Origin of the sequence: Kribbella sp. NBC_01245 (assembly GCF_036226525.1) — a bacterium.
Lineage (GTDB): Bacteria > Actinomycetota > Actinomycetes > Propionibacteriales > Kribbellaceae > Kribbella.
Map to the genome: position 1 here is coordinate 3,249,146 of NZ_CP108487.1, position 13,494 is coordinate 3,262,639.

The following is a 13,494-nucleotide window of genomic DNA, read 5'->3' on the forward strand; positions in this document are numbered from 1 at the left end:
GCGCAGCCAGAAGGCGGTCTCGGTTCGCCGCTCGCGACGGAGCCGGAGCGGCGGAAGCCTGCTGGATCCGCTCTCCCGCGGGTGCTAGGACGCAGGCGGAGCGGCGGCGTCGCCCTCCGCTGAATGCGTCTGGTGGTCGGGGTCCGCCTGTCCGGTCGCGGTCGCCTGGGTGGCGTCGCGGTCTCGGGCGAGCGGATCGTCCACAGTGCCGGTGTCCGCTTGCAGCGGCCCCTGCGCGAGCCTGGTCAATAAAGCCGGGCCCGTCACGGCGAGCGTCGCTACTTCGAGCACGCCGGCGAGAACGTCGTCGGGTCGAACGGACGGGGTTCCGTGCCGAACGACCACTTGCAGTATCGCACACGTCTCAACGTCCGGCTCGCCACTGCTGACTGCGAGTCGGAGAACAGCCTCCCGGCAATCGAACGAGCGAATCCCCCGTTTGGTCATGCGCTCGACCAGAACTTCTTCGGTCGCGAGGAACTGCTCGACCGCCTTGGTTGCCTCGTCAGGATCCGTACCGGGTAACCGGATCTGCCACTCACTGGCCTCCAGCCGGTCGGCCAGCGAACCCGGTCCGGCAACAACCACTTCGAGTACGTCGAGACCGGGCGGAAGCGCCTCGTCGAGCGCCCGGCGGACCTCCTCGGCGTCCCGCTCGTGTGTGAGCGAGATCTCCAGGTACTCCGCTTCGGAGGCGGCACCCGTCGGCGCGGCACCGGCGTACGAGATCTTCGGGTGCGGGCTGAACCCGTGCGAGAACGCCACCGGCAGCTCGGCGCGTCGGACGGCCCGCTCGAACGCCCGCTGGAAGTCCCGGTGCGACGTGAACCGCAGGCGCCCGCGCTTGGCGAAGCGGACCCTCAGCTTCTGAACGGCGGGCAACTGCTGTGACGGCGGAGCCTGAGTCGGTGACACCCGACCATTCTCGCAGCCTGTGAGCGGTGAGCTGACCGGGCGGGGCTGGGGGTGGGGCGGAATCGCGCCCGGGTGGGCGTGGAACCGGGCTAGCCGTCAGCGTTGATTCGTCCGAATCCGCCCGCCTGGGTCGGCGGCCAGGTGACCGGCCGCGGGAGAGGGCGAGCGGATGCAGACGAATCAACGCAAGAGTGGGAGGTGGACGGTTACCGCACTAGAGGTTGGCGCATTGGGGGGTGCGGGGGCCGGTGATGTGGTTGGGGGCTTGGAGGTTGGTGGGGGGTGCGGTGTTGGCGGTGCAGGTGAGGGGGCCGGTGATGGTGTTGCCCGCGATGGCTGCGGGTTCCGTCGTACGGCTGGTGGTGATGCTGGTCGGGCCGGTGATGGTGGAGCCGATCAGCTCGAGCGTGCCGGTCGTACCGGAGAGGGTGGCCGGGCCGGTGATCGTCGAGCGTAGGAGGTGGACTGCACGGGCCGAAGTGGCGCGGATTGGGCCGTTGATGCGCGCGTCCGTGGCGACGAGGGTGGCGCCGGCGGCGACGGTGACCGGGCCGTTGACGGTTGCGCCGGTTAGGCAGGTGACGCCGGATGCCACCGAAAGCGGGGCGTCGTGGACACCGGTAATGGTTCGGCCGCAGGCGGCGGGAGTGCGTAGCAGGGTGGCGACGAACTTGCGCGGATCGCCAATGTTGCCCGCGGCATCGATCGCGCGGTACTCGATGCCGTGGCGACCGTAGCCGCCGGCGGTGGAATCCCAGGGCACGATCCGGGCCGGGCCGAGTTTGCCGTAGACGAGGGAGTCGATGACCGTTCCTTCGGCCGTGAAGGTGAAGGGCAGACGCGCGTCCGTCGGCCAGCCGAAGTAGTTGTACCAACCGTCGCCGTTGACCCGGAACTCCGGCACCACATAGCCATCGGTGTTGTCCGAGGTGGTGAGCCCCATCGTGAACGGGCCGTTGTAGATGTACTCCGGGCCGGTCGGCTTTTGCACGGTCAGCAGCGGTTTCGACATCTTGTGCGTGACGACGGGATCGGCCCCGTCGACCGTCCACGTGCGGGTGGACGACCCGACCGAGGCGGTCAGCGTGTGCGGTCCGGTCAGACCCAGCGGAGCCAGGTCGAAGTCGCGGTCGTTACCCGGATTCGCAACCGGCTGACCGTCGACCTGCCACGAGACAGCCGGTACGGCGTCGTCGGCCTGCGTCGTCTCGACGTACACGACCTGCTCCCCCGCCACGGGCCGATCCACCGCAGTCGACGCCACGATCCCCGGCTCGGCATCGACCGTGCCGACCGAGGCGGACGCGTCCACCGTCCACGTCCGCGATGCCTTCGGGCGCACGGCTGGGTCGCGGATGAACGACGTCGGGTCGGTGATGGTCGCCGTCAACTGGTGCGAACCGGCCAGACCGAGAGGAGCCAGGTCGAGGAAGCGCCGGTTCTCCGTGCCGAGGACCGGCAACCCGTCGAGCGTCCAGGTCACGTCGAGCTCGTGCGATACCGGGTGCAGGGTCTGCAACCACACCACCTGGTCGCCCGCGACGGACCCGGTGGTCGGCGTACTCGCCTGGAAAAGGGTGGCGCGCGACGAGATCCGCTGGGTCATCCGCTCCCGCGAGACCTGGTCGAAGTAGTAGCCGAGGACCTTCATCATCGAGTGCCGGCTCGGCCGCCAAACGCCTGATCCGGCGTACATCCCGGCCTCGTAGCGCCCGATCACGCCGCCGGACTCACTCGGCTCCCCCAGCCAGCGGAACCACTTCTTCTGCTGCTCCGCCATTTGCTGTTCGGTCAACAGCGTGTGGTGGATCGAGGTCGGCTCGCCGCCTTCGTACGGCGCACCACGCTCGCCGCGGCCGTAGTAGTCGTACTCGTCTTGCAGGCCGCCGAGCGAGTGCCCGAGCTCGTGCGGCGTGATCAGCGCGGACATCGCGTTGCCACCCGAGGCGGTCGCATACGTCCCGCCAGTGCCGCCGTACGTGTCACTGTTGCCGATGGCAAGGACCTGGCGGTTGGCCGTGGTCGTGCCGGGGACTAGATCGGCATACTTGGCGGCCGCGGCGGTGCCGACGACTAGAGCGCGCTGCACGCTGGCGGGGTTGCAGCCGCCCCAAAAGCCCATGTTCAAAGGGGTTTCGACCTTGGGTGAGGTCAGATTCGGGTCGCAGTCGACACCGCTCTCGGGTGACGGGATCTCGACCGCGTAGACGTTCACATAGCTGCGGTACGACTTGAAGGGCTCGATACTCCAGAGCACATTCAAGTGCTTGTCCAACTGCTCGCGGAACTTCGGCAATTCGGCCGCCGTATAACCATCCCCCATCACGACCAGGTTGAACCGCGATGACGCCGGCCCCGTCACCTGGATCGGCACGACCTTCGCTTCAAGAGCATCAGAAGTCGAAGCTGACGCTGAGGACACAGAGGGCAGCGCCGCGAAGGCCGTCGAAGCCACCGCCGCACACGCGATCAACCGTCCGAACCTAATCCGCATGAACATCCCCTCACCCAGGCAGCTTCCGGGCGGAACCTGACTCGCGACACAGGCTACGGACCGCCACCGACAATTGTCAGCGCGTAGCGGCGAAGGGTTTCCCGCGATCTCCCGCTCTGAACCGGAGAATCCCCTCGACTTCGGCACTGCGGCGGGTGAGCATGTGCGCACAGGTCGTACCGCGATGCCCGCCCGGCACCCGCCAGCCGCGGTCCGACAGAGTGGGGGTTCACCGAATGAGATGGACTATGCGCCGCAGCACCGCCGTGGTGGGTTGCGCGGCCGCTGTCGCCGCCGTGGCCGCCGGGTTGCAGGGACTGCCCGCCCCGGCCCAGGCCGATCCACCGCCCGACAACCGGTCACAACTGCTGGACGTGAGTACGCCGACCCGCGCCGACCGCGACCGCTTGATCAAGCTGGGGTTCGACGTCACCGAACAGGCCGACGCGGACTCCGTCACGGTGTACGCCGGTGACGAGCGCGAGCGGAACCTGCTGAGGTCCGCCGGCTACAAGTGGACGGTCAAGATCGCCGACGTCGAGGAGCAGAACCGCCTCGACCGCGCCGCCGACGCGCGGTACGCCGCCGCCACGGCCGTGTCGCCGCTACCCAGCGGCCGCGACTCGTACCGGCGTCTGCCTGACTACGAGGCGGACCTGGCGCTCCTGGCCAAGCAGTACCCGAAGCTGGTCAAACCGATCACGCTGCCCTACAAGTCCGGCGAAGGCCGCACTGTCCGGGGCATCGAGATCACCACCAACCCGACGAACCTGGGCGACGGTAAACCGGTCTTCTTCCTGATGGGCGCGCACCACTCGCGCGAGTGGCCGTCCGGCGAGACCGCGATCGAGTACGCCTTCGACCTGGTCAAGAACTACGGCAAGGTCAAGCGGATCACGTCGATCGTGCAGAAGACCCGCACCATCGTCGTGCCGATCGTGAACGTCGACGGCTTCAACACCTCACGGGAGGCCACTCCCAAGGGTGACTTCTCCAAGTTCGACTACGAGATGAAGCGGAAGACGTGTGAGGTGACGGCCAAGACGCTGCCCGAGGAGCTCGGTGGCGACTGTGGCAACAACCCGCAGGGCGTGCAGCGCGGTACCGACCCGAACCGGAACTACCCGGGCTTCTGGGGTGGACCGGGCGCAAGCACCAACTACCGCAGTGAGACCTTCCGCGGCGACGGGCCGTCTGTACTGCCCGAGGTCCAGAACGTCCGCTGGGTCGTCTCCAACCGCCAGGTGACCGGTCTGATCACCATCCACACGTTCTCGAACCTCATCCTGCGTCCGCCGGGTGTACTCGCTGCAGGCGCTCCCCCGGACGAGCCCGTCTACAAGGCGCTGGGAGCCTCGATGGCGACAGCTAACGGCTACACCAACCAGCCGAGCTACCAGCTGTACGACACCACTGGTTCGACCGAGGACTGGAGCTACTGGGCGACTGGTGGTTTCGGCTTCACCTTCGAGATCGGCTCGTCCTTCCACCCGCCGTACGCCGAAGGAGTCGTCGCGCACTACCTCGGCCAGGCCCCGGCACCTGGTGCCGGTAAGGGCGGTAACCGCGAGGCCCTGCTGAAGATGAGCGAGGCCACGGGCAACGCCAAACTGCACTCGACCATCGTCGGCGCCACCGCGCCCGGCCGCGTCCTGAAGATCAACAAGACCTTCCAGACGCCGACCTCCCCGGTGGTCCAGCCGGACGGGACGACGAAGGACCCGATCATCTACACCGATCGGCTCGAGTCGACCCTGAACACGGGCCTTGGCCTGTTCAAGTGGTCGGTCAACCCGTCCACCCGGCCGTACGTCGCGGGCCGCTGGGGCCGTGACCCGGTCGCGCCGACCCAGCCGTCGGTGACGCTGGTGAACCCGGCCGGCATCCCGGCGAAGGGCCAGTCGGAGGAGGCGACGTTCACGATCAAGGCGCCGCCGGAGGCCGACAACGGCAAGGCCTCGATCAAGATCGGCTGGAACAAGCCGGACGTCGACTGGGATGTCTACATCATCGGGCCGGACGGCAAGCAGGTCGCGCAGGCGGCATCGCTGGCCGACCCGGAGGTCGCCGTACTGCTCGACCCGGTGCCGGGCACGTACACGGTCAGGGTGGAGAACTTCGACGGTGGTGAGACGGCCGACTGGTCCGGCTCGGTCGAGTTCGCGCCGCCCACCCCGGCGTCGTACACCGGGGTCAAGGAGAGCTGGAAGCTGAGCTGCTACACCAAGACCGGCAAGCTGCTCGGAACCCGCGACGTCACCGTCGACCGTGGCAAGACGGCTTGGGTCGGCGACCCCTGCCGCCGCTTCAAGGGCTGATAGCCAGGCGCCCTCTCCGGCCTGTACGGCGGAGGGGGCGCTGGTCGGTCTGGTCCGGAGGTGATACCACTGGCTGTGTGGTCTCGCTTGGCCCGGAGGGTCGGCGCCGAACCGGCCGGCTTACGGCATCATGATGGCCCAGGGGTACGTGAGGGAGAGGACATCGATGACGGAACCGGCACAGTCGCCGCGGCTAGAACCAGGCCCGGTCGACGAGGGCACCGACGCCGGCGAGGGTGACGGCAAGGGCATCTACTGGGTGCTCAAGAACGTGCTGCTCGGCCCGCCCGTGCGACGGGTCTTCCGTCCGAAGGTCGAGGGTGCGGAGCACATTCCGCTCACCGGCCCGGCGATCATCGCCAGTAACCACCTCTCGTACGCCGACTGGATCTTCATGCCGCTGGTGGTGAACCGGCGGGTCACGTTCGTGGCCAAGTCGGACTACTTCGTCGGCGGCGGGCTCAAGGGCCGGTTCCAGCGCGGGTTCTTCAAGGGCACCGGCCAGGTCCCGATCGACCGGACCGGCGGTTCCGCCTCCGAGGGCGCGCTTAAGGCCGGGATGAAGGTGCTGCAGCGCGGCGAGCTGTTCGGGATCTACCCCGAGGGCACGCGGTCGCACGACGGCAAGCTCTACAAGGGCCGGACCGGGGTCGCCCGGCTCGCCCTGGAGGCCAAGGTGCCGGTGATCCCGTGCGGCGTGATCGGGACCGACGTGGTGGCGCCGCCCGGCAAGGTGGTCGCGTCGCTGGCCTCCCCCACGGTCAAGTTCGGCGAGCCGCTCGACTTCTCCCGATACGACGGGATGGAGGGCGACCGTCTCATCCTTCGGGCGGTCACGGACGAGATCATGTACAAGATCATGGAGCTGTCCGGCCAGGAATATGTGGACCTTTACGCCACCAAGGCCAAGGAACTGGCCGGGCGGGCGGTCACGGGCGCGCCGAAGAAGGTACGAAAGGCCGAGTAAGCTCGGGGTGTGACCCAGAACGGACCGATCGCGTACCAGGGTGAGCCCGGCGCCAACTCGGCGATGGCCTGCACCGAGATGTTCCCCGGCCGCGAGCAGTTGCCGTGCACAACCTTCGAGGACGCGCTCGAGGCGGTGACGTCGGGCCGGGCCGAGCTGGCGATGATTCCGATCGACAACTCGATCGCCGGCCGGGTCGCCGATATCCACCACCTGCTGCCGGATTCCGGGCTGCACATCATCGGCGAGCACTTCCTGCCGATCCACTTCCAGCTGATGGTTGCCCCCGGCACCGATATATCCCAGATCAAGACCGTGCGCAGTCACGTGCACGCGCTAGGCCAGTGCCGCAAGATCATCCGCGAGCACGGCTGGTCGACCGTGGTCACCGACGACACCGCCGGCGCCGCCCGCGAGGTGGCGGAGCTGGGCGATCCGAGTGTTGCCGCGCTTTCCCCCTTGGCCGCCGCCGAGCTCTATGGGTTGGAGATCCTGGCGCGCGACGTGGAGGACGAGCACCACAACACCACCCGATTCCTGGTGCTGTCGCGCGAGACGAAGATCCCGCCGGTCGGCACCGGGCCGATGGTGACGAGCTTCGTCTACCGGGTCCGCAACGTGCCCGCCGCGCTGTACAAGGCGCTCGGCGGTTTCGCGACCAACGGCGTCAACATGACGAAGCTGGAGTCGTACCAACTCGGCGGCACCTTCTTCGCCACCCAGTTCTACGCCGACGTCGAAGGCCACCCGGAAGACCCGGGCCTGGCGTTGGCTTTGGAGGAGCTGCACTTCTTCTCGGTCGAGGTACGCCTGCTCGGCGTCTACCCGGCCCACCCCTTCCGCGCCTCGATCGCCGAGCCCCTGGAAAACCGCGCCCTCCGCCCCCACGACTCCCTACACGACCCAGCCCACTAGCCCTGGGCGCGTCACCGGCTGCCACGATTGCGCCCCATGGCTTATGGGTCGGTACGACGTCGGCGTTGGCCTCGCGTCCGCAGTGCCAAGACGACCAGCACGATCCGCCTGGTGCATACCGGCTGGACGTCTGCGGGCGTGGCTCCGGACGCGTTGTCCGGTTCGCTCGAGGCGCTCACCCGGTTCGCCGTACAGCGGGGATATTCGGCTCTCCTGCCGCATGTGTGGGTCACCAATACCGCCAACCACGGTCGGACGCGAAATGCGCCTCCTGTGGACAACCCTTCCGCGCGGACTCGCCGCGCACCCCGAACGACTCGTGCGGTGACCGGGTTCCTGCGCGGACTCGCCGCAGCGGATCGGTGGTGCCGCGCGAATACCCCGCAGGGGAGTCCTTCTTGCCGCGCAGGCACGCCGTGCCGAGGCGATTGAGGCGGCGTGTTTGCTGGAAGTGGGGTTACGCGGTAGATCGGGCGCGGAGCCAGTGCCGGCGCTTCGCCTGCGGCCGGCGGCAAGAGGTGCGCAGCCGGAACCCACAGATGCGACCGGAGAGCCGGATAACTCCAGCGGCCCTATTCCGAGGGTCGACATCCGGAATGGGAGGTGGACACGCCAAATTTGGAGGGTCGACTCCCCATTCCGGATGTCGACCCTCGGAATAGGGCAGGTAGTCCGGGCGGGGCCAGGCGGCGGGAGGCGGCAGAGGGCGGACGTCGTTGGCATGCACGCGTATATCAAGGTCGTCGATGAGCGCGCGCTTCACTTTGTCCTGCTGGAGTTGGACGCACCGGCTGACGATTAATCCGTCGCTAGGCGCCGGCGCTGGTGGATAGGGTTCGGCGCAATGGAGATCATCGAGATCGACGGCGTTGACGCCGCAGAGTTTGCCCGGTTCCACGCGCTGCGGGATGACGTACGGCGCCATGACCAGGAGTTTCCCGCAGGGCTCGGGATGGCCGAGGCGCGGGTGTTGTTCACTCGGCATGACGATGATCTGCGGGTCGAGGGGCTGGTCGCCGTTGACGGTGACACGTGGCTCGGGATGGCGTGGCTCGACTGGTGGCTGCAGGAGAACACGCATCTCGTCGAGGTCGAGATCGCCGTACATCCTGATTGTCGTCGCCGCGGCGCTGCGTCGTTCCTGCTCGAGGCCGCGGCTTCGCGTGCCAGGGCGGCCGGGCGGACGATGTTGTCGACGACGATCCTGGGCGATTTCGAGACCGGTGAGAGTGCCGGTACGGCGTTCGCGGCGGCGCGTGGGTTCGAGCTGAAGCACACGGAATACCACCAGGTGTTCGAGCTGCCGATGGCGGACGCGCAACTCGATGAGCTGGCGGCGCGGATCGCGGGTCAGCACGACGAGTACAAGCTGGTGCAGTGGCGCGAGCACACGCCGGACGAGTGGATCGAGCAGTTCGCCGAGGCGCTCAGCGTGATGGGCGAAGAGGTCCCGGTCGGCGAACTGGACCACGAGCCGATGCGCTGGACGCCGGACCGGCTCCGCCAGGCCGAGGAGCGACGACTCGAGCAGGGGCGGTTCTGCCACACCACGGCCGCCATCGCGCCCGACGGCACGCTCGCGGCGTACACCCAGATGGGCGGCGCCAACGGTAATCCGGAGCGGCTCTACCAGTGGGACACGCTGGTCCGGCCGGAGCATCGCGGCCGCCGGCTCGGTATGGGCGTGAAGATCCCGAACCTGCGGTCATTGCAGGCCGAACTCGATCACCCGGCCGTCCTGCACACCTGGAACGCGGTGGAGAACGGCCCAATGATCGCGGTCAACAAACACCTCGGCTTCCGCCCGGTCGCCCAACGCACCAACTGGGAGAAGACCCTCTAGCTTGGTTCTTGCCGCGAGTGGTCACATCCTGACCACTCGCGGAAAAAGGCGCGCTAGACGACGGAGAGTGGCAGGAGTTTCTTGCCGGTCGGGCCGATCTGGATCTCCGTGCCCATCTGCGGGCAGACGCCGCAGTCGAAGCACGGGGTCCAGCGGCAGTCCTCGACCTCGATACCGCCGTCGGGCTCGAGGGCGTCCTGCCAGTCTTCCCAGAGCCAGTCGCGGTCGAGGCCCGAGTCCAGGTGATCCCAGGGCAGGACCTCGGCGTACTCCCGCTCGCGAGTCGTGTACCAAGCGAGGTCGACGGGCTCGTCGGCCAGCGCGGTCTCGGTGGCGGCGACCCACTTGTCGTACGAGAAGTGCTCGCTCCAGCCGTCGAACCGGCCGCCGTCGCGCCAGACCTGCTCGATCACGCGGCCGACCCGGCGGTCGCCTCGCGACAGCAGTCCCTCGATGATGCCGGGCTTGCCGTCGTGGTACCGGAAGCCGATCGCCTTGGCGTACTGCTTCTCGCTGCGCAACGCGTCACGCAGTTTCGCGAGGCGCGCGTCGGTGCCCTCGGCGTCGAGCTGCGAGGCCCATTGGAACGGCGTGTGCGGCTTCGGCACGAACCCGCCGATCGACACCGTGCAACGGATATCGCGGCGGCCGGAGACCTCGCGGCCGGTCTGGATCACGCGCTTGGCGAGATCGGCGATGGCCAGCACGTCCTCGTCGGTCTCGGTGGGCAGACCGCACATGAAGTACAGCTTCACCTGGCGCCAGCCGTGGCTGTACGCCGCCGCGACCGTGTTGATCAGGTCGTCCTCGGTGACCATCTTATTGATCACCTTGCGCATCCGGTCCGAACCGCCCTCAGGCGCGAACGTCAGACCCGACCGCCGGCCGTTGCGGGAGAACTCGTTGGCCAGCGTGATGTTGAAGGCGTCTACACGGGTAGACGGCAACGACAGCGACACGTTGCTGCCCTCATACCGATCGCCGAGGCCCTTGGCCACCTCCGCGATCTCGGAGTGGTCGGCGCTGGACAGCGAGAGCAGGCCGACCTCCTCGAAACCGGACTGCTTGAGCCCGTTCTCGATCATGTCGCCGATCGTGGTGATACTGCGCTCGCGCACCGGCCGGGTGATCATGCCCGCCTGGCAGAACCGGCAGCCGCGCGTACAACCCCGGAAGATCTCGACCGAATACCGCTCGTGCACGGTCTCGGCCAGCGGCACCAGCGGCTTGCGCGGGTACGGCCAGGCGTCGAGGTCCATCACGGTGTGCTTCGCGGTCCGCCACGGCACACCCGGGCGGTTCGGCGCGACGCGCTTGATCCGGCCGTCGGCCATGTACTCGACGGTGAAGAACTTCGGTACGTACACGCCGCCCGAGGCCGCGAGGCGCATCAGCAGCTCGTCACGCCCACCGGGACTGCCCTCGTCCTTCCACTCCCGGATGACCTCCGAGATGGCGAGCACGATCTCTTCGCCGTCACCGAGCACGGCCGCGTCGATGAAGTCGGCGATCGGCTCGGGGTTGAACGCGGAGTGACCGCCCGTGAGCACGATGGGGTCATCGTCGCCCCGGTCCACGGCGTACAGCGGGATGCCGGCCAGGTCGAGCGCGGTCAGCATGTTCGTATACCCGAGCTCGGTGGAGAACGAGATGCCGAACACGTCGAACGCGCGCACCGGGCGGTGGCTGTCCAGCGTGAACTGCGGGATCTCGTTGTCGCGGAGAACCTTCTCCATGTCCGGCCAGACCGCGTAGGTCCGCTCGGCGAGGATCCAGTCGCGCTCGTTCAGCACTTCGTACAGGATCTGGACGCCCTGGTTCGGCAGACCGACCTCGTAGGCGTCCGGGTACATCAGGGCCCAGCGCACGGTGGCGGCGTCCCAGTCCTTACTGACCGAGTTGAGCTCACCGCCGACGTACTGGATCGGCTTCTGCACAGTCGGCAGCAGCGGCTCCAGGCGAGCGAACAGAGATTCAACAGTCATCAAAGAGGAACTTCCACCCAGGCAACAGAACCCCTCAAGCCTAACCCCCTCCCCCACCCCCTATTACCACCCACCTCACGCTCGGGCTGAGGTGGGCCAGGTCCCCTTCCTGGCGTTGACTCGCCCGCGTCCATCCCCTTGCGTTGATTCGTCTGTATCCGCTCGCCCTTTGCCGCGGCGGGTCAGATGTACGACAACGTGGGCGGGCGGATTCGGACGAATCAACGCTAATCGCCTGCGAGGTACGGACTTTCGGCCGGGTTGTGTTGGTTTCACCCGTCCCCTGAGTTCTTGCGAAGTGTCTGGTGGACCCGGGCCGCGTCAAGGGTTCCATCGGCTGACGCCGACGCATGCGCGCCCTTGACCCGACCCGGGTCCACCAAGTGCGGCGGGCTATCTCAGGGGACGGGTGAGGTATGACCGGGCTAGACGTCTCCCGTCGCGTCGACGCCCGTGCGTGCACCGGGCTAGCCGTCCCGCGGACCGGACGTGGAGGGGTTCGCGCGCCAACTCCTGGTTTCGCGTGCCGAATATACGGCCCGGAACCCAGGACCTGCGGGGATAACGCACGAATTCGGCGCGCTTCCCGAGCGGACTGGACGTTTTCAGGGCCGCAAAACGTCCGGTCCGCTCAGGAAGATGCGCGCGCGGCCTGCAAGGGCCGTCGAGACGTCGGTTTGGGGCTGGACGTCGTCTTTGTGAGTCTGCTGGACGTTTTCGGTCCTGAAAATGTCCGGTGGGCTCACAAAGAGGACCGCTGGGGCTTCAAGGTGCGTCGAGTCGTGGGTTGTGGTGGCGGGAAGGGCTTGCCGGCCGCCAAAACCCACGACTCGATGAGCCGATGAGCCGCGGCGCAGCCACAAGCCGACCGATCAAACGCGACCACTCGCGGCAAAGCCCCTCGCCAAGCACCTACGAATGACCAGACCCGACCACTCGCGGCAGAGCCCTCGCGGCAGCACGGACGAATGGCCAGTAGCGGCAGCGGTCGGCAAAGGCCCACCCGGCACCACATGCGAGTGGCCAGGGGCGGCAGCGCTTGGCGAAGGCTGCGGCAGCAGCGTGCGGCGAAGGTTGGGGCGGGAGCGGGCGGGAGACGTCCGACCCGGTCATACCTCACCCGTCCCCTGAGATAGCCCGCCGCACTTGGTGGACCCGGGCCGGGTCAAGGGCGCGTCAGCGTCACCGTCAGGTGATGAAACCCTTGACGCGGACCGGGTCCACCAGACACTTCGCAAGAACTCAGGGGACGGGTGAAACCAACACCACCGAGCCCTAGCGGAGGTGGTGGGCCAGCAGGGTGGTTACGTGCTCGGGGTGAGCGAGGTTGACCAAGTGGGCGGAGTTTTCGATGAGTTCGAACTTGGCGCCGGGGATTTGGTCGGCTACCGCGCGGACCGCGTCGACGGGGACGGACTCGTCTTGGTCTGCCGCGATCAGGAGGGTCGGGACGTCGATTGAGGCGAGCCCCCCGGTGAGGTCCATGTCGCGGATGGCCTCGCTGCAGGCGGCGTAGCCTTCGGCGGGGGTGTTGACGACCTGGTGGCGGACAGCGGCCACCAGACCCGGGTTGGCGGTTGCGAAGGCCGGGAGGAACCAGCGGCCGATGGCGGCGTCGGCGACGGCCTGCGCGCCCTCGCGGCGTACGAGGTCGGCCCGGTCGGTCCACATCTGGGGGCCGCCGCCGGGGAGGGCGGGCGCGCAGAGGATGGCGAAGGACTTGAAGCGTTCGGGCGCGTTCTCCGCGAGCCAGAGGCCGACCATGCCGCCGATGGAGATACCGGCGTACGACGCCTGCTCGACGCCGAGGTGGTCGAGTAGCGCGAGGACCTCACGGCCTAGGTCTGCCATCGAGTACGGCCCGTGTGGTACCGGCGAGGCGCCGTGGCCGAGGTGGTCGAACGCGACTACCCGGAACCGGCCCGCCAAGGCGTCCACCTGGGCTTGCCAAAGCAGGTGGGTCGTCCCCAGGGCCGAGCCGAGGAGGACGACGGGAGCATTCGCGGGACCGGTCGCCAGATAGTTCAAAGCCATACCGCCACCTTAATCAGGACAAC

The 13,494-nt window shown here is 67.8% G+C and carries 8 protein-coding genes; 4 read left to right on the forward strand and 4 right to left on the reverse strand.

The genetic code is table 11. The features are described 5' to 3' along the window. Positions 1-84 precede the first annotated feature (84 nt). Positions 85-915, reverse strand: coding sequence for a TIGR03936 family radical SAM-associated protein (locus OG394_RS14335; RefSeq protein WP_328995832.1), 831 nt, complete (start codon positions 913-915; stop codon positions 85-87). Positions 916-1,129: 214 nt separating this feature from the next. Next, positions 1,130-3,289: a M64 family metallopeptidase gene (locus tag OG394_RS14340; RefSeq protein ID WP_328995833.1), complete on the reverse strand. Its 2,160-nt coding sequence runs from the start codon at positions 3,287-3,289 to the stop codon at positions 1,130-1,132. Positions 3,290-3,657: 368 nt separating this feature from the next. On the opposite strand from OG394_RS14340, the gene OG394_RS14345 reads away from it, so the two are divergent. From OG394_RS14345 to OG394_RS14360, 4 genes are all read left to right on the forward strand, one after another. Then, entirely contained in the window at positions 3,658-5,727 is a 2,070-nt protein-coding gene (locus tag OG394_RS14345) for a M14 family zinc carboxypeptidase (protein ID WP_328995834.1), read from the forward strand. Positions 5,728-5,893: 166 nt separating this feature from the next. Further along, complete coding sequence (locus OG394_RS14350) at positions 5,894-6,694, forward strand: lysophospholipid acyltransferase family protein (RefSeq protein WP_328995835.1); 801 nt, start codon at positions 5,894-5,896, stop codon at positions 6,692-6,694. Positions 6,695-6,757: 63 nt separating this feature from the next. Continuing rightward, the gene (locus tag OG394_RS14355; RefSeq protein WP_328996834.1) at positions 6,758-7,609 is read left to right on the forward strand and encodes a prephenate dehydratase; all 852 of its coding nucleotides are present in this window, start codon (positions 6,758-6,760) and stop codon (positions 7,607-7,609) included. An 844-nt stretch (positions 7,610-8,453) separates the two neighbouring features. Continuing rightward, on the forward strand, positions 8,454-9,452 hold the full coding sequence (locus OG394_RS14360; protein WP_328995836.1) for a GNAT family N-acetyltransferase: 999 nt from the start codon (positions 8,454-8,456) through the stop codon (positions 9,450-9,452). A gap of 53 nt (positions 9,453-9,505) precedes the next feature. Here the strand turns inward: OG394_RS14360 and OG394_RS14365 are convergent, their stop codons facing one another. Continuing rightward, positions 9,506-11,437 carry a TIGR03960 family B12-binding radical SAM protein gene (locus OG394_RS14365; RefSeq protein ID WP_328995837.1) on the reverse strand — a complete coding sequence of 644 codons (1,932 nt, stop codon included), beginning with the start codon at positions 11,435-11,437 and terminating at the stop codon, positions 9,506-9,508. 1,275 nt (positions 11,438-12,712) lie between these two features. Next, a complete protein-coding gene (pcaD, locus tag OG394_RS14370) occupies positions 12,713-13,471 on the reverse strand; it encodes a 3-oxoadipate enol-lactonase (protein WP_328995838.1) in 759 nt (252 codons plus the stop codon). Positions 13,472-13,494 lie beyond the last annotated feature (23 nt).

Coding starts and splice junctions, on each gene's coding strand:
- OG394_RS14345 (WP_328995834.1), top strand. CDS start 3,658: ATGCGCCGCAGCACCGCCGTGGTGGGTTGCGCGGCCGCTGTCGCCGCC.
- pcaD (WP_328995838.1), bottom strand. CDS start 13,471: ATGGCTTTGAACTATCTGGCGACCGGTCCCGCGAATGCTCCCGTCGTC.
- OG394_RS14360 (WP_328995836.1), top strand. CDS start 8,454: ATGGAGATCATCGAGATCGACGGCGTTGACGCCGCAGAGTTTGCCCGG.
- OG394_RS14350 (WP_328995835.1), top strand. CDS start 5,894: ATGACGGAACCGGCACAGTCGCCGCGGCTAGAACCAGGCCCGGTCGAC.
- OG394_RS14355 (WP_328996834.1), top strand. CDS start 6,758: ATGGCCTGCACCGAGATGTTCCCCGGCCGCGAGCAGTTGCCGTGCACA.
- OG394_RS14365 (WP_328995837.1), bottom strand. CDS start 11,437: ATGACTGTTGAATCTCTGTTCGCTCGCCTGGAGCCGCTGCTGCCGACT.